General features: G+C 67.7%; 24 protein-coding genes and 1 pseudogene. 20 read left to right on the forward strand and 5 right to left on the reverse strand.

The features are described 5' to 3' along the window. Positions 1-40: 40 nt before the first annotated feature. A complete protein-coding gene (locus JNK84_RS01870) occupies positions 41-742 on the reverse strand; it encodes a class I SAM-dependent methyltransferase (protein WP_293419902.1) in 702 nt (233 codons plus the stop codon). A gap of 206 nt (positions 743-948) precedes the next feature. Between JNK84_RS01870 and JNK84_RS01875 the strand changes: the two genes are divergently transcribed. Next, the gene (locus JNK84_RS01875; RefSeq protein WP_293420351.1) at positions 949-1,749 is read left to right on the forward strand and encodes a UDP-2,3-diacylglucosamine diphosphatase; all 801 of its coding nucleotides are present in this window, start codon (positions 949-951) and stop codon (positions 1,747-1,749) included. Positions 1,750-1,760: 11 nt separating this feature from the next. Further along, entirely contained in the window at positions 1,761-2,777 is a 1,017-nt protein-coding gene (locus JNK84_RS01880; protein WP_293419905.1) for a glycosyltransferase family 4 protein, read from the forward strand. A 7-nt stretch (positions 2,778-2,784) separates the two neighbouring features. Here the strand turns inward: JNK84_RS01880 and JNK84_RS01885 are convergent, their stop codons facing one another. Next, positions 2,785-3,213, reverse strand: a complete 429-nt coding sequence (locus JNK84_RS01885; protein WP_293419909.1) for a hypothetical protein — start codon at positions 3,211-3,213, stop codon at positions 2,785-2,787. 241 nt (positions 3,214-3,454) lie between these two features. Between JNK84_RS01885 and JNK84_RS01890 the strand changes: the two genes are divergently transcribed. The 4 genes from JNK84_RS01890 to JNK84_RS01905 all read left to right on the forward strand — a co-directional run bounded on the left by JNK84_RS01890 (position 3,455) and on the right by JNK84_RS01905 (position 9,855). Next, entirely contained in the window at positions 3,455-4,936 is a 1,482-nt protein-coding gene (locus JNK84_RS01890; protein WP_293419912.1) for a sigma-54-dependent transcriptional regulator, read from the forward strand. A 146-nt stretch (positions 4,937-5,082) separates the two neighbouring features. Continuing rightward, positions 5,083-6,720, forward strand: coding sequence for a L,D-transpeptidase family protein (locus JNK84_RS01895; RefSeq protein ID WP_293419915.1), 1,638 nt, complete (start codon positions 5,083-5,085; stop codon positions 6,718-6,720). A 268-nt stretch (positions 6,721-6,988) separates the two neighbouring features. Beyond that, complete coding sequence (locus tag JNK84_RS01900; RefSeq protein ID WP_293419918.1) at positions 6,989-8,791, forward strand: DUF882 domain-containing protein; 1,803 nt, start codon at positions 6,989-6,991, stop codon at positions 8,789-8,791. Positions 8,792-8,973: 182 nt separating this feature from the next. Continuing rightward, positions 8,974-9,855 carry a DMT family transporter gene (locus JNK84_RS01905; RefSeq protein WP_293419920.1) on the forward strand — a complete coding sequence of 294 codons (882 nt, stop codon included), beginning with the start codon at positions 8,974-8,976 and terminating at the stop codon, positions 9,853-9,855. Positions 9,856-9,859: 4 nt separating this feature from the next. Here the strand turns inward: JNK84_RS01905 and JNK84_RS01910 are convergent, their stop codons facing one another. Beyond that, positions 9,860-10,105: a DUF2312 domain-containing protein gene (locus JNK84_RS01910; RefSeq protein ID WP_293419923.1), complete on the reverse strand. Its 246-nt coding sequence runs from the start codon at positions 10,103-10,105 to the stop codon at positions 9,860-9,862. A 132-nt stretch (positions 10,106-10,237) separates the two neighbouring features. Between JNK84_RS01910 and JNK84_RS01915 the strand changes: the two genes are divergently transcribed. The 9 genes and pseudogenes from JNK84_RS01915 (at position 10,238) to JNK84_RS01955 (ending at position 17,213) form a co-directional block, all read left to right on the forward strand. Beyond that, complete coding sequence (locus JNK84_RS01915; protein ID WP_293419926.1) at positions 10,238-11,137, forward strand: DMT family transporter; 900 nt, start codon at positions 10,238-10,240, stop codon at positions 11,135-11,137. Between the two features lie 47 nt (positions 11,138-11,184). Beyond that, on the forward strand, positions 11,185-12,021 hold the full coding sequence (locus tag JNK84_RS01920) for a lytic transglycosylase domain-containing protein (protein WP_293419929.1): 837 nt from the start codon (positions 11,185-11,187) through the stop codon (positions 12,019-12,021). A 158-nt stretch (positions 12,022-12,179) separates the two neighbouring features. Continuing rightward, complete coding sequence (locus JNK84_RS01925) at positions 12,180-12,827, forward strand: DUF1036 domain-containing protein (protein WP_367272191.1); 648 nt, start codon at positions 12,180-12,182, stop codon at positions 12,825-12,827. Between the two features lie 90 nt (positions 12,828-12,917). After that, positions 12,918-13,052, forward strand: a pseudogene (locus JNK84_RS01930) (aa3-type cytochrome c oxidase subunit IV); the annotation flags it as partial. A gap of 120 nt (positions 13,053-13,172) precedes the next feature. Continuing rightward, positions 13,173-14,393, forward strand: coding sequence for a Re/Si-specific NAD(P)(+) transhydrogenase subunit alpha (locus JNK84_RS01935; protein WP_293419938.1), 1,221 nt, complete (start codon positions 13,173-13,175; stop codon positions 14,391-14,393). 76 nt (positions 14,394-14,469) lie between these two features. Further along, positions 14,470-14,952 carry a proton-translocating transhydrogenase family protein gene (locus JNK84_RS01940; RefSeq protein ID WP_293419941.1) on the forward strand — a complete coding sequence of 161 codons (483 nt, stop codon included), beginning with the start codon at positions 14,470-14,472 and terminating at the stop codon, positions 14,950-14,952. A 4-nt stretch (positions 14,953-14,956) separates the two neighbouring features. Beyond that, the gene (locus JNK84_RS01945; RefSeq protein ID WP_293419944.1) at positions 14,957-16,360 is read left to right on the forward strand and encodes an NAD(P)(+) transhydrogenase (Re/Si-specific) subunit beta; all 1,404 of its coding nucleotides are present in this window, start codon (positions 14,957-14,959) and stop codon (positions 16,358-16,360) included. An 86-nt stretch (positions 16,361-16,446) separates the two neighbouring features. Continuing rightward, positions 16,447-16,737 carry a DUF3303 domain-containing protein gene (locus tag JNK84_RS01950; protein ID WP_293419947.1) on the forward strand — a complete coding sequence of 97 codons (291 nt, stop codon included), beginning with the start codon at positions 16,447-16,449 and terminating at the stop codon, positions 16,735-16,737. Continuing rightward, the gene (locus JNK84_RS01955; RefSeq protein WP_293419950.1) at positions 16,734-17,213 is read left to right on the forward strand and encodes a GNAT family N-acetyltransferase; all 480 of its coding nucleotides are present in this window, start codon (positions 16,734-16,736) and stop codon (positions 17,211-17,213) included. Before JNK84_RS01950 ends, JNK84_RS01955 begins: the two co-directional genes overlap by 4 nt. Positions 17,214-17,226: 13 nt before the next feature. Here JNK84_RS01955 and JNK84_RS01960 read toward each other — a convergent pair whose 3' ends face one another. Then, entirely contained in the window at positions 17,227-18,114 is an 888-nt protein-coding gene (locus JNK84_RS01960; protein ID WP_293419953.1) for a tetratricopeptide repeat protein, read from the reverse strand. A gap of 151 nt (positions 18,115-18,265) precedes the next feature. Further along, entirely contained in the window at positions 18,266-18,520 is a 255-nt protein-coding gene (rpsU, locus tag JNK84_RS01965; protein ID WP_293419956.1) for a 30S ribosomal protein S21, read from the reverse strand. Positions 18,521-18,852: 332 nt separating this feature from the next. Here rpsU and JNK84_RS01970 point away from each other — a divergent pair, with 332 nt between their 5' ends. The 5 genes from JNK84_RS01970 to JNK84_RS01990 all read left to right on the forward strand — a co-directional run bounded on the left by JNK84_RS01970 (position 18,853) and on the right by JNK84_RS01990 (position 24,072). Beyond that, a complete protein-coding gene (locus JNK84_RS01970) occupies positions 18,853-19,548 on the forward strand; it encodes a DUF1013 domain-containing protein (RefSeq protein ID WP_293419959.1) in 696 nt (231 codons plus the stop codon). Between the two features lie 102 nt (positions 19,549-19,650). Then, entirely contained in the window at positions 19,651-20,307 is a 657-nt protein-coding gene (gene chpT, locus JNK84_RS01975; protein WP_293419962.1) for a histidine phosphotransferase ChpT, read from the forward strand. A gap of 184 nt (positions 20,308-20,491) precedes the next feature. Next, on the forward strand, positions 20,492-23,191 hold the full coding sequence (locus tag JNK84_RS01980) for a hybrid sensor histidine kinase/response regulator (RefSeq protein WP_293419965.1): 2,700 nt from the start codon (positions 20,492-20,494) through the stop codon (positions 23,189-23,191). 26 nt (positions 23,192-23,217) lie between these two features. Next, the gene (locus JNK84_RS01985; protein ID WP_293419968.1) at positions 23,218-23,679 is read left to right on the forward strand and encodes a chemotaxis protein CheW; all 462 of its coding nucleotides are present in this window, start codon (positions 23,218-23,220) and stop codon (positions 23,677-23,679) included. A 27-nt stretch (positions 23,680-23,706) separates the two neighbouring features. Further along, positions 23,707-24,072 (forward strand): response regulator, encoded by a 366-nt coding sequence (locus tag JNK84_RS01990; protein ID WP_293419971.1) that lies wholly within the window; start codon positions 23,707-23,709, stop codon positions 24,070-24,072. Positions 24,073-24,092: the final 20 nt, after the last annotated feature.

A 24,092-nucleotide genomic window follows, 5' to 3' on the forward strand; every position in this document is an offset into this window, starting at 1 on the left:
CCTTGGCGTTGCGCTTCTGCAACGGCAGGCGGCGACGGCCTCAGCCGACGGCGGCGAGCGGCGGCGCTTGTGCCACGTCGGCGCCGAGCTTGCGGAACCTCACCAGCGAATAGACGCCGAGCGGGCCGACGAAGCTGCGGTCGACCACCTTGGCCCCGCCGTTCTTGTCCGCCCAGTCCTTCAGGCGCTGGAAGGGAAATTCCGGTCTCAGGCCGAACGTATGCGCGTGTTTGGAGAACCAGCGCTCGACGGCGGCGGCGAGGCCCTTTTCGGAATAGAGGTGGTTGACGAGAATGATCTCGCCGCCCGGCCTGATCACACGCGCGCATTCGTCCAGAACCCGCTCGGGACGCTCCACCAGCGTGATGACGAACTGCGCCACCACGCAGTCGAACATGTTGTCGGGATAGGCGAGGTCGTGAGCGTCCATGACGCTGACCTCCTTCACATGGGGAAAGGCGCCGGTCGCGATGCGCTCGCGCGCCTTTGATATCATCGGCTCGGACAGGTCGATGCCATAGATCTCGAAGCCGGGCCCGTAGTCCTGGAAGGACAGGCCCGTACCGACGCCGACCTCGAGAATGCGGCTGCCCGCCTGTTTCGCGGCCGCCGTCGCGGCGCGGCGCCCTTTTTCGAACAGCGGACCGCAAACCGCGTCGTAGATGGGCGCCCAGCGCGCATAGGCGCGCTCCATTGTGTCGCGGTCGAGATCCTTGCTCTCGCGGTCGAGGCCATGGGCCATGATCTGCTCCCGTCGCGGCCGCGCCGAAGGAATCGGCAGCTCCAGATCGGCAGCGCTAGCAACGTCATGCGACAGTCGGACGACAGCCCTTCGTTGGGCCCGTTGGCCAGCGCCCGTGTCACAAAACGACAACGGGAATCTGCTGTTGGTCCCCGCGACACGAAGTCTCGCGGAGCCGGATGATGGCCGAGAAGCGCCACAGGGCGATGTTCATTTCAGACGTGCATCTGGGCGCGCGGGGCTGCCAGGCGGCCCTTCTGATCGACTTTCTCCGCCACAACGAGGCTGACGTCGTCTATCTCGTCGGTGACATCGTCGATGGCTGGCAGCTCCGGCGCGGCTGGCACTGGCCGCAGGCGCACAACGACGTGGTGCAGAAGCTTCTGCGCGTGGTCCGCAAGGGTAGCCAGATCATCTACCTGCCGGGCAACCACGACGAGTTCATGCGCGACTATTTCGGCACGCATTTCGGCGGCATCGAGGTGATGGATCAGATCGTTCACGAGGCAGCCGACGGCCGGCGCTTCCTTGTCATCCACGGCGACTGTTTCGACGTGGTGGTGATGCACGCCCGCTGGCTCGCCCATCTTGGCGACTGGGCCTATGACGCCGCGCTCTATTGCAACCGCTGGGTCAATTTCTTCCGCCGCAAGCTGGGTCTCACCTACTGGTCGCTATCGGCTTGGGCGAAGCTCAAGGTCAAGAAGGCCGTCAACTTCATCGGCGCCTTCGAGGAGGCGCTGTCGACCGAGGCCAGGCGCCAGAAGGTGGACGGGGTGATCTGCGGCCACATCCATCATGCCGCGATCAAGGACCAGGCCGGCATCCGTTACATGAATTGCGGCGACTGGGTGGAGAGCTGCACGGCTCTCGTCGAGAGCTATGACGGGCGGTTCGAGATCGTCCGCTGGACCGCGTTGAAGACCGAGCCCGCCCCGGCGACGGAAGACGAGTCGTTCGTCGATATCCCGCTCGTCCTGCCGGGCCGTCGGAAGGTCAGCGCCTAAGGAGACCGGCCATGCGTCTTGCGATCGCCACCGATGCCTGGGACCCGCAGGTCAATGGCGTGATGCGCTCGCTGAAGGAGACTGCGGCGGCGCTTCCTGCGCTCGGCATCGAGCCGCATTTCGTCACGCCCGAGGGACTGCCGAGCCTGCCGCTGCCGACCTATCCGGACATCCGCGTCGCCATCGGGGCGGGGCCGGCCGTCGCGGAGCGGCTGGACCGGCTCGCCCCCGAAGCGGTGCATGTCGCGACGGAGGGAACGATCGGCCATGCGGCGCGTCGCTGGTGCCTGGTCCACGGCCTGCCGTTCACGACCAGCTACCACACGCGCTATCCGGAATATGTTCGCGCTCGCGCGCCGATCCCGGAAGCCTGGACCTATGCCTGGTTGCGCCGCTTCCACGAGGCCGCCGCCCGTACGCTGGTGCCAACGGAGACGATGCGCCGCGAGCTTGCGGCGTGGGGTTTCGCCAATCTCGCGGTGTGGGCGCGCGGCGTCGATACGACGCTGTTCCGGCCGCGTCCGGGCATTGCGTTCGACTATCCGCGACCGTTGATGCTGACGGTCGGGCGGCTGGCGGTGGAGAAGAACGTCGAGGCCTTCCTGTCGCTCGACCTTTCGGGCACCAAGGTCGTCGTCGGTGACGGCCCGCAGCGCGCCGAACTGGAACGGCGGTTTCCCGGCGCGGTCTTCCTGGGGATGAAGACCGGCGAGGCGCTGGCGGAAATCTACGCTGCGGCCGACGTTTTCGTCTTCACCAGCCGCACCGACACCTATGGCAATGTGATGCAGGAGGCGCTGGCATCCGGGGTGCCGGTTGCGGCCTTTCCGGTTCCGGGCCCACTCGACGTGCTGACGGAGGCGGGGATCGGCGCGCTCGACGACGACCTCGCCGTCGCGATCCGTCAGGCATTGACGCTGGACGGAGCCCGCTGCCGGGCCGTCGCCGAGGGGCGGACCTGGGCCGCCGCCGCTGCCCAGTTCGCGGCCGCCCTCGCGCCCTTCTCGCGCCGCGAGCGGGCGGCCTGACCGGCGATCATAGCGGGTTGGTGAAGACGAAGGGGACGCCCGAGAGGATCAGGAAGAACTGCGCGGCATTGTAGGCCATGCCGCGCCAGTGGAGCCGCCGCAATTCGCGCACGGCTCCGGCCTCACCCGCATCCCGCGCCCGGATCTGGGTGTCGAGCTGGCCGAGGAACCATTGCCGGGCGTAGACGGCGAGCGCGGCGATGATGCCGATGGCGATGGCGACGAGCGGCCGGCCCGCCACGAGGAAGGCGATCGTGCCGATGGCGCAGACGATGGATACCGCCCGGAAATGGAAGCTGAACAGGCTCCGCAGCAACCAGGTGACGACCGGATCCTCCAGCTTGGCCAGCAGGAAGGTTGGCGAGGCGATGAAGAAATAGAGCATCGGGAACAGCAGAATGATGGTGGCTGCCAGCGAGAAGCCGTCTGCAGTCATGGCACGCCCCTCTCACAGGTTGGGCAAACGCCGGTCCGGGCGAGCATGATACGCCCGCCGGAGCCACCGGCCATTAGGCTTTCGTCGCGTGGATTCATGTTGCTCGTTGTGGATGCCGGGATGCGGTCGCGACAGGTCTGACCCGTTTGGGGCCGTGCCGTTACCCACCCGTTAACCCGCCCTTAAGCGGCTGCGACCACCCTCTCCCGATTCGAGACATCCGCATTCGGGAGTGCATGCCGTGACCACCGTTCTGATCTGCGACGACGATCCGGTCCAGCGTCGGCTGGTGGAGGCCATGGTCCGCAAGTTCGGCTACGAGCCGCGCCTGTGCGAGAACGGCGAGCAGGCGATGCGGGTGCTGTCGGAGGAGGGCGACAGCATCGATCTGGTGCTTCTCGATCTGGTCATGCCCGAACGCGACGGCATGGGCGTGCTCGCCGCCATGCGCGAGGAGGGCATCGCCAAGCCGGTCATCGTGCAGACCAGCCAGGGCGGGATCGACACGGTCGTCAACGCCATGCGGGCGGGCGCGACCGACTTCGTGGTGAAGCCGGTCGGCGCGGAACGTCTCGCCGTCTCCATCAAGAACGCCCTCAAGACAGAGGCGCTCGTCGCCGAGGTACAGCGCCTCAAGCGCAAGGCCGAGGGCACGATGACCTTCAAGGACATCGTCACCCGCTCACCGCGGATGCAGCCCTTGCTGAAAATGGCCGAGAAGGCGGCGGGATCGATGATTCCGGTGATGATCGAGGGCGAGAGCGGCGTCGGCAAGGAACTGCTTGCGCGCGCCATCGCGGGCTCGGGCGAGCGGCGTTCGAAGCCGTTCGTGGCGGTCAATTGCGGCGCCATCCCGCAGAACCTCGTCGAGAGCATTCTGTTCGGCCACGAGAAGGGCGCCTTCACGGGAGCGACCGACAAGCATACCGGCAAGTTCGTCGAGGCCCATGGCGGCACGCTGTTCCTCGACGAGGTCGGCGAACTGCCGCTGGAGACGCAGGTGAAGCTCCTGCGTGCCATCCAGGAGGGCGAGGTCGACCCCGTTGGCGCCAAGCGCAGCGTCAAGGTCGACATCCGCCTGATCTCGGCGACCAACCGCGACCTGATCAAGGCTGTGAAGGAAGGGCGCTTCCGCGAGGATCTCTATTACCGGCTCTGCGTGTTCCCGATGACGCTGCCGCCGCTGCGCGAGCGCGCGGACGACATTCCCGATCTCGTCCGCCATTTCCTCGCCCGCATCGCGGCCGAGGAGGGCAAGCGCATCCGCGGCGTCCAGCCTACGGTGTTCGGGCTGCTCAATGCCTATCCCTGGCCGGGCAACGTCCGCCAGCTGGAAAATGCCGTGTTCCGCGCGGTGGTGCTCTGCGACGGCGACGAACTGTCGGTCGCGGACTTCCCGCAGATCGCGGCGCAGGTCGATGGCTACGAGGTGGTGGTGCCGCTCGCGCCGCTGCCGGTCGTCGCCGCACCGGCGATACAGCCGACCACACAGGCGCAACCGGCGATGATCATGCCGGGCGCATCGATCGCGCTGGTTGATCAAGCCGGCCATGTCCGCCCCATGGAGCAGATCGAGACCGAAGCTCTGCGTTTCGCCATCGATCACTATCGCGGTCAGATGTCGCAGGTTGCGCGCCGGCTCGGCATCGGCCGTTCGACGCTCTACCGCAAACTCAAGGATCTCGGGCTCGAGGAAGCGGGTGACGTGCCGGAGGAGGTGTGACTGCGAAGCCTCGCCGCCAGCTTTTCGGCGGCGATAAAGCCTTCGTGGGTTGATCGGCGCGACGGCGCGTGGTCGAAAAACGAGCACATCGAGGAGGGGGCGGTCCGTCGCGGATTCGCCGACGGATTGAAGGGGACACGATGCATATGCGGTCGGTTTTCCTTGCTTGCGCCCTGATCGGTGCCGGAGGGCTGTCGGTTCACGCCGGTGAGGCCGACCGCTTCCGCCTGGCCGACTGGGAGGTCGAGGCCGCCGTTCCGCGGCCGCCGCTCGATGCCGTTGCGCCGCTGAGCGCGCAGGTCTTCGGGCTCGAAGCCTTTCCGCAGTCGCCGATCCTCGCCGAGGCGCCCAACGCGGACGACGAAGCCCCTGAACACATCCAGGCCGCGCCGATCCCGCAGCCGACCGAAGCCGATTTCGCAGCGATCCCCGATGACCCGCCGAGCGTCGTCGAGAGCGGCAAGCCGGACCCCTCGATCACCGCCGAGCGTGTCGCCCAGCAACTGCGCATCCTGCTCGCCCGGCCCGGCGGGGACCGCGCTCTGCAGCAGCAGTTCAACCCCTTCTATGCGACGCGCGGCTACGAGCCGCTCTTCGTCAGGGACGGCGTCATTTCCGAGCGCGGGCAGGCAGCGTTGACGCGCCTCGGCCAGGCGGGTGACGACGGGCTCGACGCGACTGCGTTCCAGGTGGCGCTGCCCGAGGGCGCGCGCAACGCCGAAAGCGTCGCCCGGCTGGAACTGGCTCTGGCGCGCGCCGTCGCTCTCTATGCCTCTCAGGCGTCCGGCGGCCGTACCGATGCCAAGCGGCTTTCGGGCTATTTCGACGTCTCGCCGCCGCGCATCGAGACGGCGGCGGCCCTTGCCGCTGTCGCTCGCGCCGATCGTGTCGCGGTCGCGCTGGATGCGTTCAACCCGCCGCATGCCGGTTTCCGCCAGCTCCGCGCCAAGCTGATTGAAATGCGCGGCGAGCGCCGCGAGATGACCGCGACCGACCAGACCCGCCGGCACGCGCTGCGCGAGCGCGACCTCATCGCCAATCTGGAGCGCTGGCGCTGGCTGCCGCGCGAGCTCGGCCAGACCCATATCTGGGTCAATTCGCCCGAGGCGCACATCAACGTGGTGCGCGGCAACGAGGTCATTCACCAGACCCGCGCCGTTGTCGGCCGGGCGGAGACGCAGACTCCGGTCTTCTCCGACTCGATGAGCTTCATCGTCTTCAACCCGTCCTGGTATGTGCCGCTGTCCATCGTCCGCCGTTCGATGGTCGGTCCCGCCAGCCGCAACGGCGGCGGCTATTTCGCCCGTCGCGGCATCCAGGTGACCCAGGGCGGCCGGCAGGTCGATGCCTCGACCATCAACTGGTCCTCGGCCAATGTCGGCCGCTACTCGTTCCGCCAGCCGCCGGGCACGGCGAACGCACTCGGCCGCATGAAGTTCATGTTCCCGAACCGCCACGCGATCTATCTGCACGACACGCCCTCGCGCGGCGATTTCGGTCGCGCCGGCCGGACGCTGTCGAACGGCTGCGTGCGGGTGCAGAATCCGGAAGAGCTGGCCGAGATGCTGCTCAACCTCGGCATGCCCGGCGAGACCTGGACGATCCAGCGCATCCGCGGCCTCTACGGCCCCGGCGAGCGCACCGTGCGGTTCCGCCAGCAGATTCCGATCCACCTCGTCTATTTCACGATGACAGTGGATACATCCGGGGCGCTCGTTGAACTGCCGGATGTCTACGGCCACAATGCGCGGGTTCGCGCCGCCCTGACGGGAACGCGCGGTTAACCGTCCGTTTACTCCATGCCACGGGAGGCGACGTGGTCCGGCATGATTTCGCCACAGTTCGTTCATACCCCTCACGCGTCCGTGAGCAGGGTCATGGTTTTCGACTCGTCGACGGGACTCAGGGTTCTTTAACCGATCCTGACGATGATACGTTCACCACGAGCCGGGTTTGGTCCGGCGAAGAAACATCCTTCGTCAGAGAATAGAGACCTGTAGCATAGTGACCCCGGCTTACCGCTCACTGTCCCGCTTTGTTTCGCGTCCGCTGGTGCGGACGGTCGCTACCGTCTCTCTCGGCTTCGGATTCCTCCTCACTATTTCCGGCACGACGCAGAACGTCGTCGCCAATGGCGATACGCGGACGCTCTCCATGCTGCACAAGCACACGGGCGAGCAGATCCTCATCACCTTCAAGCGCAACGGCCGCTACGACCAGGACGCGCTGAACAAACTCAACTGGTTCCTGCGCGACTGGCGCCGCGACGAGCCGACGCGGATGGATCCGCATCTCTTCGACGTCGTCTGGGAGGTTTATCGCTCGGTCGGCGCGCAGTCGCAGATTCACGTCGTCTCGGCCTACCGCTCGGCCGGCACCAACGCCATGCTGCGCCGCCGCTCGCGCGCGGTCGCCCAGCAGTCGCGCCACATCACCGGCCAGGCGATGGACTTCTACATTCCCGGCGCCTCGATGACGCGCGTGCGCGAGGCTGGCATGATGCTCCAGCGCGGCGGCGTTGGCTTCTATCCGGGCTCGGCCAACCAGTTCGTCCACATGGACACTGGCTCCGTCCGCCACTGGCCGAAGGTTTCGCGCGATTATCTGGCCCGTCTGTTCCCCGACGGCCGCACCGTTCACATCCCGGCCGACGGACGTCCTCTCGCCGGCTTCGACACGGCGCTCGCCATGGTCCGCGCACGCGGCGGCAGCGCCTCGCGCTTCTACGATTCCCGCGCTGACGAGAGCGCGACCTACGAGGACAACGACAGCCCCGGCAGCGTTGTCCGCCAGCGGTCGAATTCGATGGGCCTGTTCGCCGGCCTGTTCGGTGGTGGCCAGCAGCGGCAGGCTCCGGTCCGCGCCACGGCGCCGGCTCCCGCGCCTGTGGTCGCAGCACCGGCTCCGGCCGTTCGCGCCGGCGAGGCAGCTCCCGGCGTTCCGGCACGGCAGGAGACCGCGACGGTTGCCGCCGCCCAGCAGCCGGCCGCCGGTCGCCCTGTCCAGATCACGCCGAACGCGCCGCGCATGCTGATCGCGGCCGCGCCGATCCCGACCCGGGCTCCGCCTGCCGCCGTGCGCCTGCGCGGCAACGAGGACGAGGAATCGGAGGAGGCCGTCGCCATGGCCGCGCCGCTGCCGGCCGCCCGTCCCGCCATCCCGGGCGAGGCCGCGCCGCAGTCGACCGCCTTCGCCGCGCTTGCCCCCGGCGCTTCAGGCAACCGCCCGACCGTTCTGCCCGAGACGGCTCCGGCCCCGGTTCAGACCGCGATGGCCCCGGTTCCGGCTGCCCGGCCCCAGGTCATCGGCGGCTCGGTCGTCGCCGCCGCGGTGCTGCCGCCGATCATCACCACCGGCGACCAGCGCGGCCGCGCGACGGAAGCTCCGAGCGCCCCGGCCATGGCGCTGGCCTTCGCCTCGCCCTCGCGTCCGGTCACTCTTCCCAACGCCTCCGCCAACGCCTCCGCGCACGGCCCGCAGCCGCGCGCCAGCGCCGAACGCCGCGCCGCCGAAACCGCGCAGCGCCCGGCTGCGCCGCAGACCCGCACCGCCGCGCGCATTCCCGCCGCCGCTCCGCCGCTGATGGTCGCGCCGAGTACCGAGGGCGTCCGCGGCCGTGTCGTCTTCGTCCGTCAGACCGCCGAGCGCGCTCCTTCGGTCGCGACACTGACCACTCCGGATCCGCGCCAGCTGCGGCTGATCGAGCAGCCGACGCAGATGGTCGCCAACAGCTTCTCGGCATCGCCGACCGCGACAGTGCCGACCGGCCGCTTCGCCGGGCAGGCCGTGTCGAGCCTGCCGACGCTTGAATTCTCCCGCGCCGAGGATGGCCAGCGCCGCGCTTCGCTCCGCTGATCTTGATCCTTTTCGAGCGAAGTGGGCACGGTTCGCGTGAAGAAAACGCGCCGCGGGGGCTCCGCGTGGCAGCCCTGCTTGCCGCGCCATCACGCTTCGCCCATTTCTGATGCAGTCTCGCTGCGGGGCGGATCGCGCTCCGTCCGATGCGGCCCGGCGGGCCCTGTCCCCCCGGTTGCTGCATGAACTCCGTCCGCCTCATCCCCTTCGCCCTCGCGCTGCTTTGGGGGTTCAACTGGCCGGCCGTGAAGACCGGCCTCTCGGAAGTGCCGCCCTTCGCGCTGCGCATGATCGGCCTCGGCGTTGGCGCGATCATCCTCGCGGGCGTCGCGGCAGCCATGGGGCGGTCGATGCGGATCGAGCGGCGGTCGTGGTGGCCGCTGCTGGTGGCCGGCACACTCAACATCGCCGTGTTCAACCTCGCCACGGTGTTCGCGCAGATCAACACGTCGACCTCGCGGGCGGCGATCCTTACCTTCACGACACCGCTCTGGGCGATCGTCTTCGCCTACCTGTTTCTCGGCGAGAAGCTGGACCGACCGCGAGCATTGGCGCTCGTCATCGGGATTGGCGGCATCGGGATGCTGGCCGCGCCCCTTCTCACCGGCGGCGGGGGGAGCCTCGGCCTGCTCTTTCCAATGATTGCGGCAGTGGGCTGGGCGGCGGGCACGGTCTACCAGAAGTCCCACCCCATCGCGGGCGACCGGATGGTGGCGACGGCCTACCAGCTCCTCATCGCCTCGGCGGTATCGGGCATCGGCTTCGTGCTGGCGGGGGAGAGCCTGCCACAGGCGATGTCGCCGCCCGTCGCGGCGGCGGTCGCCTTTCACGTCATCGGCGGAACGGCGATCGCCTACCTGCTCTGGTTCATCCAGCTTGACCGGCTGTCCGTCGGCGCGGCGTCGCTGACCACCTTCGCCATTCCCGTCGTCGGCGTGCTCAGCGCCATGGCGCTGGTCGGCGACCGTCCGAGCCCGCTCGACTATGTCGGCTTCGCCGCGGTTCTGGCCGCCGCGGCGGTCGCCATGTTCGCGGCGCGACCGAAACCCGCGCCGGCGGGCTGACGCCTCAGGCCATGCCCAGCGCCTGCTTGTACAGCTCGAGGATCGCTTCTTCCTCCATGCGCTGGTCGCGATCCTGCTTGCGCAGGGAGACGATCTTGCGCAGCACCTTGGTATCGAAGCCGTTGGCCTTGGCCTCCGCATAGACGTCCTTCACGTCGTCCGCGATGGCCTTCTTCTCTTCTTCCAGCCGCTCGATGCGCTCGATGATCGCCTTCAACTGGTCGGCGGCGACGCTCTGGGTCTCGTCCATGCGGATGCTCCGGGCGGGATTTCAGGAAGGGCGCACGGTTCGCGAATTACGCGGGCCGGGTCAAGCGCGGCGGCGCTTGTCCACAGGCCCTGTCCCCCGTAATCAGAAGCCCTGTCTCCGCCGGGACCCATGATGCAGCCGCCCACCGCCGCCGCGCTGAAGCAATCGTCGAGCCCGGCGGCCTCGCAGGGGCTTGCCTTCCTCGCCCTTGCCGCGGGAGCGGTGGCGCTCGGTGTGTCGCCGGTGCTTGTCCGCCTCGCCGATGTCGGCCCCTTCGCTTCGGCCTTCTGGCGCGCCCTTCTGGCCCTGCCGGTGCTGTTCGTCTGGATGCGGATCGAGGACCGGTCGGACCCCCGTCGCCGCGGCTTCACCCCGGCGGTTGTCGCTGCCGGCCTGTTTTTCGCCGGCGACCTGTTCTTCTGGCACTTGTCGATCCTCAACACGACCATCGCCAATTCGACCTTCCTCGCCACGACCGCGCCGATATGGGTCGTGCTCGTCGCGTGGATCTGGTTGCGCGAGCGTATCTCGCCCTGGACCCTGCTCGGCCTGGCGCTCTGCGTTGCCGGTGGCGGCGCGCTGGTCGGCGAGAGCGTCCAGATCGACCGCGCCCGCCTTGTCGGCGACCTCTACGGCGCTGCCACCGGCATCTTTTTCGGACTCTACTTCCACGCCGTGCGGATCGGCCGGACGACCCATGCGGCCGGGCGGCTGACCTTCCTGTCGACGGCGGTCACGGCCCTCTGTCTGTTCGCGGTCGCGCTCGTCCTCGAACCGCGCCTGTTGCCCCAGACGGTGCAGGGCTGGCTGGCGCTGGCGGCGCTCGGCATGGTGACCCACGCGGCGGGGCAGGGGCTCCTGTCGGTGGCGCTCGGCACCCTGCCGACCGTGTTCTCCTCGCTGGTCATCTTCATGGAAGCGGTGGTCGCGGCGCTATTTGCCTGGGCCGCGCTCGGCGAGAGCCTCAGCGTGACGCAGATGTCCGGCGGGCTGGCGATCATGCTCGGCATCTGGGTGGCGCGTCCGCGTTGAGGTGGGGGGCGCGGATGGGCGGCTTTCGAGCGGGGATGCTGGCTCTGATGGCGGGGTTGTCGGTTATCGCCGGCGCGAGCGCGCAAGAGGCGACCGTCGAGACGCTGGAACAGGCGATCTGCGGAATGATCGAAGCCGGCGCCCGCCGCCATGGCCTGCCGGTCCATTTCTTCACCCGCCTGATCTGGACGGAGAGCCGGTTTCGCATCCGTGCGGTCAGTCCGGCGGGCGCGCAGGGCGTCGCCCAGTTCATGCCCGGCACGGCGCGTGAGCGGGGCCTTGCCGACCCATTCGACCCGCAGGAGGCGATCGCCCACTCCGCCTCGCTGCTGGCCGATCTCAACCGTCTGTTCGGCAATCTCGGCCTTGCCGCAGCCGCCTATAATGGCGGGCCGACCCGCGTACAGAATTTCCTCGACGGGCGTGGCGGCCTGCCGCTGGAGACGCAGAACTACGTGTTTCAGATCACCGCCCGCACGGCCGAGGACTGGGCCGGGGAACGCCGCCGCAGCACACCGCCAGCCGGCGAGATGCAGGATCTGCCGCCGCAATCGTGCCTCAACGTCACGGCGCTGCTGCGCCGGCCCGGCGAGGCGCTGGCGGGTGTCGAAGGTCCCTTCGCGCCCTGGGGCGTGCAGCTTGCCGGCAATTTCTCGCGTGCGGTGGCGCTCGCGAGCTACGGGCGGGCGCGGGGCAGGCTCGGCGCGATCATCGGCGACATCCAGCCCCTCGTGCTCGGATCGCGGTTGAGGAGCCGGGGCAGGGCGGTGTTCTGGCGCATCCGCGTGCCGGCGCAGACGCGAGGCGCGGCGGACGGCCTGTGCAACCGCATCCGGGCAGCCGGCGGCGCCTGCGCTGTGCTGCGGACCTCGTCGCGCGGCTAGATCACGAATCGGTGCATTTGCTCGTGCGCTGCCTCGCAGACGCCGCCGGAGGTTGCTTATCCTCTGGATTCGACAAGGGAAAGCAGGTTCGGGCGGCCTTTCGTTGACAGGCCCGGCGGTATCAAGGAAAAGCCAAAGAGATGGCCGATAGCCGACCCATGGATCGCCTTTCCCGCCCCCGGACAGCCTTGCAGAGCGTGCTGGCGCTTTGCCTGCTGGCGGGTGCGTTCTGGCTGGCCGGCGCAGCTCCCGCCGCGGCGGACCTGCGCCTCTGCAACACCACGCAGAGCCGGATCGGCGTCGCCATCGGCTACAAGGACGGCGAAGGTTGGACCACCGAGGGCTGGTGGAACATCGCCGCGCGCAATTGCGAGACGATCCTGCGCGGGCCGCTGGTCGCCCGCTACTACTACCTCTACGCGGTCGACTACGATCAGGGCGGCGAATGGGCGGGCCGCGCCTACATGTGCACCCGCGACAAGGAGTTCACGATCCGCGGCATCGAGGAATGCCTCGCGCGCGGCTACGACCGCATCGGGTTCTTCGAGGTCGACACGCAGGACCAGCGTCAGTGGACGATCCAGCTGACGGACGATGCCCAACGCAGCCCGTCCCCGCCGGTCGCGACCCCGGCCACGCCGGTGCCGAACGCGCCGCCGCGCCGCCCCGGGCAACCGGAGGTTCGCGAGGCGTCGCCCGCGCGGCCGTCCGGCTCGCGCCAGACGCCGCTGCCCAATGCGCCGGCCGGCGGCGGCACCGGCGGCGGCGTTTCCCCCGGGGTCCCCGCCTTCACCGCGCCGCGCTGATCCGTCGCCGGAAATGCCCCCTTGGGTGCATTGCAAGATGGAAGGCCATGCGCTACCCGTGACAGGGAAGATTGTCGCAGGAGATGAGCCATGGCTTCCGAGCCCAGCGTGCAAGGTACGGCCCCGATGGACTATGCCGAGCACGAGCGCACCTACGACATGTTCGTCGGCCTGACGAAGTGGGGCACGATCGCGATCGTGGCCATTCTCGTCCTGATGGCGTTCTTCCTCGTCTGACGAGACCGTGCGCCCGCTTTGCGGGGGGCATCGGGCGCAGGACAATCCATCGCAACAGGCCCCCTGGCGCGCCCTCCGGACGGAAGGCGCGGACCGGAGGACTTGCCGATGCGGATCGCCATTCCGAGGGAAACGGAGGCCAATGAGCCGCGCGTCGGGGGCACGCCCGACACGGTCAAGCGGCTGAAGGCCCTCGGGGCCGATCTGGTGGTCGAGACCGGCGCGGGCATCGGCTCCGGCATCCTCGACAGCGATTTCGAGGCTGCGGGCGCGACGATCGCCCCGAATGCCGTCAAGGACGCCGATGTCGTCCTGAAAGTGCGCCGCCCGACAGCAGCCGAGCTCAAATCCTACAAGTCCGGCGCCGTGGTCCTTGCGACCATAGACCCCTATGGCAACGAGGCCGCGCTGGCCGATATGGCCAAGGCCGGCGTCTCCGCCTTCGCCATGGAACTGATGCCGCGCATCACCCGCGCGCAGGTCATGGACGTGCTGTCGAGCCAGGCGAACCTCGCCGGCTACCGTGCCGTCATCGATGCTTCCTCCGAGTTCGGCCGCGCGCTGCCGATGATGATGACCGCAGCCGGCACGGTGCCCGCCGCGAAGACCTTCATCATGGGCGTCGGCGTTGCCGGCCTTCAGGCGATCGCGACCGCTCGCCGCCTCGGCGCCGTGGTCACGGCGACCGACGTGCGGCCGGCCACCAAGGAGCAGGTGGAATCGCTCGGCGCGAAGTTCCTCGCAGTCGAGGACGACGAGTTCCGGCAGGCCCAGACCGCAGGCGGCTACGCCAAGGAAATGTCGAAGGAGTACCAGGCGAAGCAGGCGGAACTCACCGCCAGCCACGTCGCCAAGCAGGACATGGTCATCACCACGGCGCTGATTCCCGGCCGGCCCGCGCCGCGCCTGATCACGGCGGCGATGATCGCCTCGATGAAACCGGGCTCGGTGATCGTCGACCTCGCCGTCGAGCGCGGCGGCAATGTCGAGGGCTCCAGGCTGGGCGAGGTCGTCACCACGGCGAATGGCGTGAAGATCGTCGGCCATGCCAACGTGCCGGGCCGGCTCGCCGCGACCGCTTCCTCGCTCTACGCCAAGAACCTGTTCGCCTTCCTCGAGATCATGATCGACAAGGCATCCAAGGCGCTGGTCGTGCCGTGGGACGACGAACTGGTGAAGGCGACGCTGCTGACCAGGGATGGCGCGGTGGCGCATCCGAACTTCCAGTCGGCCGCACCGGTTGCGTCCGCGCCCGCAGCGGAGGCTCCGGCGGCGGATGCAACGGCCGCCAAGGCGAAGGCCGCGCCCAAGAAGTCCACCAAGGCTTAGTCCACCAAGGCTTAGTCCACCAAGGCCTAGTCCACCGGGGCTGAAGTCCGACCCAGCCCGACCCGAGGGGAAGCACATGACCACGCTCACGCCGGATCAGGCCCTCGACAGAGCGCGTGCCGCGGCCGATGCCGCGCGCATCGCCGCCGAGCAGGCACGGCTTGCCGCCGATCAGGCCATTTCCATCGCCGACCAGGTTGCGCTGAGCGCCGGTGCGGCGGCCCATGCCGCGACCGGCGGGGCGATCGATCCGACGGTCTTCCGCCTGACGATTTTCGCGCTGGCGGTTTTCGTCGGCTACTACGTGGTCTGGTCGGTGACGCCGGCGCTGCACACGCCGCTGATGTCGGTCACCAACGCGATTTCCTCGGTCATCGTCGTCGGCGCCCTGCTCGCGGTTGGCGTTCAGGTGGTCGATAGCGGCTCGGTGATGGCGCGCATCTTCGGCTTCATCGCCCTCGTCCTCGCGGCAATCAACATTTTCGGCGGCTTCCTCGTCACACAGCGCATGCTTGCGATGTACAAGGCGAAGGACAAGCCGGCGGCGAAGAAGGGCTGAATCGATGTCGGCAAACCTCGCGGCCCTCCTCTACCTCGTCTCCGGCATCCTGTTCATCCTCAGCCTTCGCGGGCTGTCGAGCCCGGAATCCTCGCGTCAGGGCAACCTCTACGGCATGATCGGCATGACCATCGCCGTGCTGACGACGCTGGCCTATGCCCGCCCGTCCGGCATCGGCGCCTGGATACTGGTCCTCGGCGGCATCGGCATTGGCGGCGGCATCGGCGCGGTGGTCGCGCGGCGGGTGCCGATGACCTCCATGCCGCAGCTCGTCGCGGCCTTCCACTCGGGCGTCGGTCTTGCCGCCGTCTTCGTCGCGGCGGCGGCGCTTTATGCGCCGACGGCCTTCGACATCGGCGCGCGCGGCTCGATCAAGGGCCTGTCGCTGTTCGAGATGGGCCTCGGCGTCGCCATCGGCGCGATCACCTTCACCGGCTCGGTCATCGCCTTCCTGAAACTCGACGGGCGGATGAGCGGCAAGCCGATCCTGCTGCCGCAGCGCCACCTGCTGAACATCGCCATCGCACTGGCGATCGTCGTGCTGCTGGTCGTCTTCATGCGCACCGAGAGCACGCTGGCCTTCTGGCTGATCGTGCTCCTGTCCTTCGTCATCGGCGTGACGCTGATCATCCCGATCGGCGGCGCGGACATGCCGGTCGTCGTGTCGATGCTCAACTCCTATTCGGGCTGGGCGGCAGCGGGCATCGGCTTCACGCTCGGCAACACCGCGCTGATCGTCACCGGCGCGCTGGTCGGCTCGTCGGGTGCGATCCTGTCCTACATCATGTGCAAGGCGATGAACCGCTCGTTCGTCTCCGTCATCCTCGGCGGCTTCGGCGGCGAGGATGCGGCGGCCGGCGGTTCCGCCGAGGCGCGGCCCTACAAGGCGGGTTCGGCGGAGGATGCCGCCTATATCATGAAGAACGCCCAGAAGGTCATCATCGTGCCGGGCTACGGCATGGCGGTGGCGCAGGCCCAGCACGCGCTGCGCGAGATGGCCGATCTCCTGAAGAAGGAGGGCGTCGAGGTGAAATACGCCATCCACCCGGTTGCGGGCCGCATGCCCGGCCATATGAACGTGCTGCTGGCGGAAGCCAACGTGCCCTATGACGAGGTGTTCGAGCTCGAGGACATCAATTCCGAGTTCGCGCAGGCCGATGTCGCCTTCGTTATCGGCGCCAACGACGTGACCAATCCGGCGGCCAAGACCGACAAGACCTCGCCGATCTATGGCATGCCCGTGCTGGACGTGGAAAAGGCCGGCACGATCCTGTTCGTGAAGCGCGGCATGGGCGGCGTCGGTTATGCCGGCATCGACAATGACGTGTTCTACCGTGACAACACGATGATGCTGCTCGCCGACGCCAAGAAGATGGTCGAGAGCATCGTCAAGAACCTCGGCCACTGACGCGGCCGGCCATTGAGGCTTCCGAGGTCTCTCGACTAGAGTTTGAAACGGGGCCGACGGCCCCGTTTCGCTTTTCCGGGGGCTCCATGCTGTTCATGGTCATCGAGCGCTTCGCCAATCAGGACGCGATCCCCGTCTATCGCCGCGTCCGCGACAGCGGTCGCCAACTCCCAGTGGGCCTCGCCTATGTCGGGAGCTGGGTGGAGCCGAATTTCGACCGCTGCTTCCAGCTGATGGAATGCGACGACCTGCGCCTGTTGCAGGAATGGGTGCTCGGCTGGCGCGGCTCCGGCGTGACCTTCGAGATCGTTCCCGTGGTGCCGAGCGCGGAGACGCGCGAGGTGGTGGCACCCTTCCTCGATGGGATCGATCCATGACCATTCTCATCCGCCCCTATGTCGTGGCCGACCGCGCAGCGGTTGTCGCGCTCGTCCACGAACTCAACCTGTTCGAGGACGCCATTTCCGGCGATCGGGCGAAGGACCTGAAGGCGGCGGAGGCTTGCCTCGACAGTGACCTGAAGCGGGTCGAGCGCGACGGCGGGGCCATCGTCGTCGCCTGCGACGGCGACGAGGTGATCGCGATGATGGCCTTCGTCATCGACCAGCCGCAGCCCTATCTCCGCACGGAGGTCGGGCAGGTCGGCTGGGTCGCCGAACTCGTCGTCGATGAGCGCCATCGCGGGCAGGGCATCGGCACGATGCTGCTGGAGGAGGCCGAGCGCCTGGCGCGCGCGAGCGGCCTCAGGCGTCTGATGATCGGCGCCATTGCCGGCAATCACATCGCACGCAAGGCCTATGAGCGCTATGGCTTCCGGCCGGCTGTGATCGAGCTGTCGAAGGATCTGGACTGACCGGCCGGGCCGGTCAGTTGAACAGGCGATAGGTCTGGCCGGACCGGCCGCCGAGGCGGTTGAAGCCCTCGCGGGCGCCCGGATGGTTCTCCTCGACGCTCATCGCCTTGGTGTAGGAGCCGAGCGCGCGCTCGTTGTCGCCCGTGCGCTCCAGCGCCTGGCCGCGGGCAACCCAGAGATCGGCGTTGCGCTGGTCGAACTGCACGGCCTCGTTGAAGTCGTCGAGGGCGGCCTTGTTGTCGCCGAGCGCGAGATAGCTCAGGCCGCGGCCGTAATAGGGCTCGGAATTGTTGGGGGCGAGGCCGAGGGCGGTGGTGAAGTCCTCGACCGCCTGGCGATGATTGCCCTGCGCCGCCCAGACGAGTGCGCGGTTGTGGTAGGCCTGAGCGTTCGAGCCGTTGATCTGGATCGCGCGATTATAGTCGTTCAGCGCTTCGTTATGGCGGTTCTGCGTGCGGTAGATGTTGCCGCGGCCGACATAGGCGGCGGCGTAGTTGGCATCCGCCGCAATCGCGCGGTTGTAGTCGGCGAGGGCGAGGTCGGCGCGGCCGGTCTGGCGGTGGACGAGGGCGCGGTTGGCCAGCGCCTGCACATAGTTCGGATCGAGCTGGATGGCGCGCGAGAAATCCGCCATCGCTTCCTGCCGTCGGCCCGTGCGTGCGAGCACGGTGCCCCGCATGTTGTAGGCCTGCGGGTCGTTGGGGTTGCGCTGGACCACGTCGCCGAGCGAGGCGAGGTTGGCGGTCGAGCCGAGATAGCTGGATTCGCTGTCGTCGCCGCCAGTGGTCGCGCCGACGACGCCGGTGCCGCCCGTGGATGAGCAGCCGGCCAGCGCCAGCGCGCCCGCGCCGAAGGCGGCGCGCCGCAGGAGCCGGAGGATGTCTGGGGCGGAGTTCGTCAAACGGCTGTCCTCGTCAATCGCACCGGACCGGGCCACTTCTGGCCCTACGCGGGGAGCCGGCAGCAAGGGACCGCCGGAAACGACACGGCCCGCGATGATCGTTCGTCGCGGGCCTGTCAAAAATACGGCGAGAACCGAAAGAAAGCCTAAATTACCGCGCGGCAGCCGCGGCGGGAGTGCGGGGCTTCACCGGCTTCGCGGGAATGAGACCTTCGCGCTGGGCGCGCTTGCGGGCCAGCTTGCGGGCGCGGCGCACAGCTTCGGCCTTCTCGCGCGCTTTCTTTTCCGACGGCTTCTCGAAATGGCCACGCAGCTTCATTTCGCGGAAGATGCCCTCACGCTGCATCTTCTTCTTGAGAGCTTTCAGAGCCTGGTCGACATTGTTGTCGCGAACGAGAACCTGCACGCCGGTTGTCCTTGGTAAGGCGTAAAAGCCGCATCTATTCTTGGGCGAGCAAGAATCCCGCGGAGAAATCCGCTGCGACACCCTTGCCCGGGAAGTTGTGGCCGATAGCAGAATCACCGGTGCTTGTCCACGCCAAAGCCGCGTGTTCGTTGAATTTTGAAGTCCTCGTTTGCGTCGCGCCGTTCCGGCCGCTATATCGAGGGTGATTTCCCGATCCATTGATCGATACGAGGCGACCGCCTCGGCCCCGGCCCCCGGCCAGGGCGCGGGGGCGGCCACGCTTCCGTCGCGGTCGTTCCCGGAACGGCAAGAGACCTTGAAGAGGCCAAGCCATGACCCAGCTCCTGATGCCCAAGGCGACCGCCGTCTGGCTGGTCGACAACACCGCGCTCTCCTTCGACCAGATCGCCGCCTTCTGCACGCTGCACCCGCTCGAGGTGAAGGCGATCGCCGACGGCGAGGCGGCGCAGGGCATCAAGGGCGCCGACCCGATCATCACGGGTCAGCTGACCCGCGAGGAGATCGCCAAGGCCGAGCAAGACCCGACCTATCGGCTGAGGCTCGCACCGCCGAAGGTGAAGCTGCCCGAGGTGAAGACCAAGAAGGGTCCGCGCTACACGCCGGTTTCGCGTCGCCAGGACCGGCCGAACGCCATCCTCTGGCTGGTGCGCAACCATCCCGAACTGAAGGACGCGGCGATCATGCGCCTCGTCGGCACCACCAAGCCGACGATCGCCGCCATCCGCGACCGCACGCACTGGAACTCCCAGACGCTGACGCCGATGGACCCGGTGACGCTCGGCCTCTGCTCGCAGATCGACCTCGACTTCGAGGTGAATCGCGCCGCCAAGGAGCGTGGCCCGGTCGATGCGACGCCCGAGCAGACCCTGCTGCCCGCCGACCAGACGACCTCGGCGCCGTCCCGGTTCGACCCCTTCGAGCGGCCGGAAGCGCCGAAGCGCGAGGAGCGCTACGACGCCGAGAAGGTCTTCGCCAATCTTAAGTCGATCAAGACCGACGACGAGTGACAGTGGCGGGAACCCTTTTCCCGCGCATCCCGACGTTGTAACCGGATGCGCCCCGCCACGCGCGGGGCGTGCCGCCGATTCGCCGCCTGCCGGAGACCGATCATGGCCGATGACGTCCGTAGCCCGATTGCGCTGGAGGGTCTCGACCTCGCTGCGCTCGTCGCAAGCCGCGTCTGCCACGATGTGATCTCGCCGGTCGGCGCCATCGTCAACGGCCTCGAGCTGATGGAGGACGGCGCGGACGCCGCGACGACGGAACTCGCGCTCGACCTTATCCGCAAGAGCGCGAGGACGGCCTCGGCCCGTCTGCAGTTCTGCCGCATCGCCTTCGGCGCCGCCGGTTCGGCTGGCTCAGCCATCGACACCCGCGACGCGCACCAGGTGGCGACCAACTTCCTCAACGACGATCGCACCACCATCGACTGGCATATCGCGCCGGCCTTCCTGCCGAAGAACCGCGTGAAGCTGCTGTTGAATCTGCTGCTGCTGGCGGCCGGCGCGATTCCGCGCGGCGGCACGATCAAGGTCGAAGCCATCGGCGAGGGCGACACGACCGGCTTCGCCGTGACCGTCACGGGCCTCAATGCCCGCATTCCGCCCCATGCGGTCGAGCTTCTCGCCGGCATTCCCGCGAATGAGCAGGGCACGATCGACGCCCATGCGATCCAACCCTATTATACCGGCTTGCTCGCGCGCTCCGCCGGTATGTCGGTGACGATCGAGAAGATCGACGACCACGTCGACATCCGCGCCGCCTGAGCCGTGACGTGGCTGACGCAAGGTCAGCTGAATCTCTTTTGAATCAAATATTTCGCCCCGCCAAACCAGGCGGCTGGCGGCAATTTCGTTTCAACAAGATTTAACCCTTTTCCGTGACACTTCGGCGTGATCGGACGGCTGCCAAGGCGGCCTGTCCATGCTCCTTCCTGTCCGGGTCCCGACGATGGATGATCTGCTCCGCGAATTTCTGACCGAGACGAACGAGAGCCTGGACGTCGTCGACGTCGAGCTTGTCCGGTTCGAGCAGGATCCGAACAACGCCGGGATTCTCGGCAACATCTTCCGCCTCGTCCACACCATCAAGGGCACCTGCGGCTTCCTGGGACTGCCGCGCCTCGAAGCGCTCGCCCACGCGGCCGAGACGCTCATGGGCAAGTATCGCGACGGCGCGCCGGTCACCGGCGAGGGCGTCACGCTGATCCTGTTCACCATCGACCGTCTGAAGGAGATCCTCGGCGATCTCGAAGGCTTGGGGAACGAGCCCGAGGGCGATGACGGCGACCTGATCTCGCAGCTGGAGGCCATGTCGGCGGCGGCCGGTTCCGCGCCCGCCCCCAAGGTCGATGAGCCGAAGGTCGCGAAAGGGACGCTGGCCGACCAGACGCTGGAGCGCGCGCTGCGCCCGGGCGAGGTTTCGCTCGACGAGCTGGAGCGCGCTTTCCGCGAGACCGAGTCCGAAGTGGCCGCACCGGCGGTGCCGGAGATGGCCTCCCCGCCGATCGCTCCCGAGGCGAAGCCGGCGAGCGCCGAGAAGAAGTCCGCTGCGCGGCCCGCCAAGGCGGCCAATGCCAGTGCTTCCGAGGACGATGCCGAGGGTGGCGTGAAGGGCCAGCAGACCCTGCGCGTCAACGTCGATACGCTCGAACAGCTCATGACCATGGTCTCGGAGCTGGTGCTGACCCGCAACCAGCTGCTGGAGATCGTGCGCCGCCACGAGGAATCCGAATTCAAGGTGCCCCTGCAGCGCCTGTCCAACGTGACGGCGGAACTGCAGGACGGCGTCATGAAGACGCGCATGCAGCCGATCGGCAATGCCTGGCAGAAGCTGCCGCGCATCGTCCGCGACCTCGGCAACGAACTCGGCAAGCAGATCGAACTGGAGATGCACGGCGCCGAGACCGAGCTCGACCGCCAGGTGCTCGACCTGATCAAGGATCCGCTCACCCATATGGTGCGCAACTCCGCAGATCACGGTCTTGAAAGCCCCGAGCAGCGCCGCCTCGCCGGCAAGCCCGAAAAGGGCACGATCAAGCTCGCCGCCTACCACGAGGGCGGGCACATCGTCATCGCCATCTCGGATGACGGGCGTGGCCTCAACACCGACCGCATCCGCAAGAAGATCGTCGAGCAGAACCTCGCTTCGGAGGCTGAGCTGGAGAAGCTCACCGAGGCGCAGATTCACAAGTACATCTTCGCGCCGGGCTTCTCGACGGCGGCGCAGGTCACCTCCGTCTCGGGCCGCGGCGTCGGCATGGATGTGGTTCGCACCAATATCGACCAGATCGGCGGCACCATCGACCTGAAGTCGGTCCAGGGCGAGGGCGCGACCGTCACCATCAAGATCCCGCTGACGCTCGCCATCGTCTCGGCGCTGATCGTCGAGAGCGCCGGTGACCGCTTCGCCATTCCGCAGCTGTCGGTGATCGAACTTGTCCGCGCCCAGCAGAATTCGGAGCACCGGATCGAGCGGATCAAGGACACCCCGGTCCTGCGCCTGCGCAACAAGCTGCTGCCGCTGGTCCACCTGCGCCAGCTGCTCGGCATTGCCGGCGGCGAGCCGCTGGACGAGACCAACGGCTTCATCGTGGTGACGCAGGTCGGCAGCCAGACCTTCGGCATCGTGGTCGATCAGGTGTTCCACACCGAGGAAATCGTCGTGAAGCCGATGTCCTCGAAGCTGCGCCACATCACCATGTTTTCGGGAACAACCATCCTCGGCGACGGTTCGGTGATCATGATCATCGACCCGAACGGCATCGCCTCGGCGATCGGCACGGATGTCTCGGCGACAGCCGACGAGGCGGAGGCCGACAGCCGCCGCGGCGACGCCCGCCAGCTCATCTCCATGCTGGTCTTCCGCGCCGGTTCACGCGAGCAGAAGGCGGTTCCGCTGTCGCTCGTCACCCGTCTCGAAGAGGTCGCGGTGGACAAGATCGAGCAGGCCCATGGCCGCCATCTCGTCCAGTATCGCGGCGCGCTGATGCCGCTGATCTCGGTCTCGGGCGAGATGCGTCTCAAGAGCGAGGGGTCGCAGCCCCTGCTGGTCTTCTCCGATGCCGGCCGGTCGATGGGCCTCGTGGTCGACGAGATCGTCGACATCGTCGAGGATGCGCTGAACATCGAGGTGGCGGCCGAGGTGCCGGGCATGCTCGGGTCGGCGGTCATCAAGGGCCAGGCGACGGAGATCCTCGACATCGGCCACTATCTGCCGCTCGCCTTCGAGGACTGGTTCAAGCGCAAGGAAATGAGCGCCGCCGCTCTGACCCGCAAGCTGCTGTTCGTCGATGACTCGCCGTTCTTCCGCAACATGCTGACCCCGGTGCTGAAGGCTGCCGGCTACGATGTGATCACCGCGTCGGCCGCCGCCGAGGCCCTCGACATCCTGAAGGGCGGCGACCGCTTCGACGTCGTCGTCTCGGATATCGAGATGCCGGAGATGAATGGCTTCGAGTTCGCCGAGGCCATGCGCTCCGACAAGCGCCTCGCCGCCATGCCGGTGATCGCCCTCTCGTCGCTGACCAACCCGGCCGCCATCGAGCGGGCGCGGGTCGCCGGCTTCCATGACTACGTCGCCAAGTTCGACCGTCACGGCCTGATCGCGGCCCTGAAGGAGACCTCTGTCGACTACGCCCAGGCGGCGTGACACCCGATCGCGCAAGGATCAGCCCGATGCAGAAGACCGCCACCGACGATGTCACCGAATACGTGACCGTCCATATCGGAGGCCAGTTGTTCGGCCTGCCGATCTCGCGGGTGCAGGACGTGTTCATGCCGGACCGGCTGACGCGCGTGCCGCTTGCCCATCCCGACATTGCCGGCGTGCTGAACCTGCGCGGCCGCATCGTCACCGCCATCGACATGCGCGTGCGGCTCGGCCTGACCCGCGACAAGGACGCGAAGCCGGCCATGGCGGTCGGCATCGAATCCCGGGGCGAAAGCTATGGCCTGTTGATCGATTCGGTCGGCGAAGTGCTCAAACTCTCGCCGGATTCGCGCGAACAGAATCCGATCAATCTCGATGCCCGCTGGGCCCGCGTCTCGGGGGGCGTGCATCGTCTGGACGGCCAGCTGATGGTCATCCTCGACGTCGATTCCGTGCTCGCCATGGGTGGCGAGCAGATGGCCGCCTGATTTGTACGAAGCGTAGGACCGAAGCCGATGAAAACCTGTCTCGTGGTCGATGATAGCTCGGTGATCCGCAAGGTGGCTCGCCGGATTCTGGAGGGCATGGGCTTCCAGATCGAGGAAGCCGAGGACGGCAAGAAGGCGCTGGAATTCTGCTACGGCACCATGCCGGAGGCGATCCTGCTCGACTGGAACATGCCGGTGATGGACGGCTATGAGTTCCTGCGCGAGCTGCGCAAGCTGCCCGGCGGCCAGGCGCCCAAGGTCGTGTTCTGCACCACCGAGAACGATGTCGCGCACATTGCCCGCGCCATGCACGCTGGCGCCAACGAATACATCATGAAGCCCTTCGACAAGGACATCGTCGAGGCCAAGTTCGCCGAAGTCGGCCTGATCTGATCCGCGGGGCGGCGTCAGCC

Source organism: Phreatobacter sp. (assembly GCF_016793595.1).
Taxonomy (GTDB): Bacteria; Pseudomonadota; Alphaproteobacteria; order Rhizobiales; family Phreatobacteraceae; genus Phreatobacter.

Bases quoted from the DNA above. Each gene is read 5' to 3' on its own strand.
- JNK84_RS01910 (WP_293419923.1), bottom strand. From the start codon at position 10,105: ATGGACGAGACCCAGAGCGTCGCCGCCGACCAGTTGAAGGCGATCATC.
- JNK84_RS01905 (WP_293419920.1), top strand. From the start codon at position 8,974: ATGAACTCCGTCCGCCTCATCCCCTTCGCCCTCGCGCTGCTTTGGGGG.
- JNK84_RS01950 (WP_293419947.1), top strand. From the start codon at position 16,447: ATGCTGTTCATGGTCATCGAGCGCTTCGCCAATCAGGACGCGATCCCC.
- JNK84_RS01955 (WP_293419950.1), top strand. From the start codon at position 16,734: ATGACCATTCTCATCCGCCCCTATGTCGTGGCCGACCGCGCAGCGGTT.
- JNK84_RS01990 (WP_293419971.1), top strand. From the start codon at position 23,707: ATGAAAACCTGTCTCGTGGTCGATGATAGCTCGGTGATCCGCAAGGTG.
- JNK84_RS01970 (WP_293419959.1), top strand. From the start codon at position 18,853: ATGACCCAGCTCCTGATGCCCAAGGCGACCGCCGTCTGGCTGGTCGAC.
- JNK84_RS01925 (WP_367272191.1), top strand. From the start codon at position 12,180: ATGGATCGCCTTTCCCGCCCCCGGACAGCCTTGCAGAGCGTGCTGGCG.
- JNK84_RS01915 (WP_293419926.1), top strand. From the start codon at position 10,238: ATGCAGCCGCCCACCGCCGCCGCGCTGAAGCAATCGTCGAGCCCGGCG.
- JNK84_RS01920 (WP_293419929.1), top strand. From the start codon at position 11,185: ATGGCGGGGTTGTCGGTTATCGCCGGCGCGAGCGCGCAAGAGGCGACC.
- chpT (WP_293419962.1), top strand. From the start codon at position 19,651: ATGGCCGATGACGTCCGTAGCCCGATTGCGCTGGAGGGTCTCGACCTC.
- JNK84_RS01935 (WP_293419938.1), top strand. From the start codon at position 13,173: ATGCGGATCGCCATTCCGAGGGAAACGGAGGCCAATGAGCCGCGCGTC.
- JNK84_RS01875 (WP_293420351.1), top strand. From the start codon at position 949: ATGTTCATTTCAGACGTGCATCTGGGCGCGCGGGGCTGCCAGGCGGCC.
- JNK84_RS01945 (WP_293419944.1), top strand. From the start codon at position 14,957: ATGTCGGCAAACCTCGCGGCCCTCCTCTACCTCGTCTCCGGCATCCTG.
- JNK84_RS01895 (WP_293419915.1), top strand. From the start codon at position 5,083: ATGCGGTCGGTTTTCCTTGCTTGCGCCCTGATCGGTGCCGGAGGGCTG.
- JNK84_RS01870 (WP_293419902.1), bottom strand. From the start codon at position 742: ATGGCCCATGGCCTCGACCGCGAGAGCAAGGATCTCGACCGCGACACA.
- JNK84_RS01980 (WP_293419965.1), top strand. From the start codon at position 20,492: ATGGATGATCTGCTCCGCGAATTTCTGACCGAGACGAACGAGAGCCTG.
- JNK84_RS01940 (WP_293419941.1), top strand. From the start codon at position 14,470: ATGACCACGCTCACGCCGGATCAGGCCCTCGACAGAGCGCGTGCCGCG.
- JNK84_RS01885 (WP_293419909.1), bottom strand. From the start codon at position 3,213: ATGACTGCAGACGGCTTCTCGCTGGCAGCCACCATCATTCTGCTGTTC.
- JNK84_RS01880 (WP_293419905.1), top strand. From the start codon at position 1,761: ATGCGTCTTGCGATCGCCACCGATGCCTGGGACCCGCAGGTCAATGGC.
- JNK84_RS01985 (WP_293419968.1), top strand. From the start codon at position 23,218: ATGCAGAAGACCGCCACCGACGATGTCACCGAATACGTGACCGTCCAT.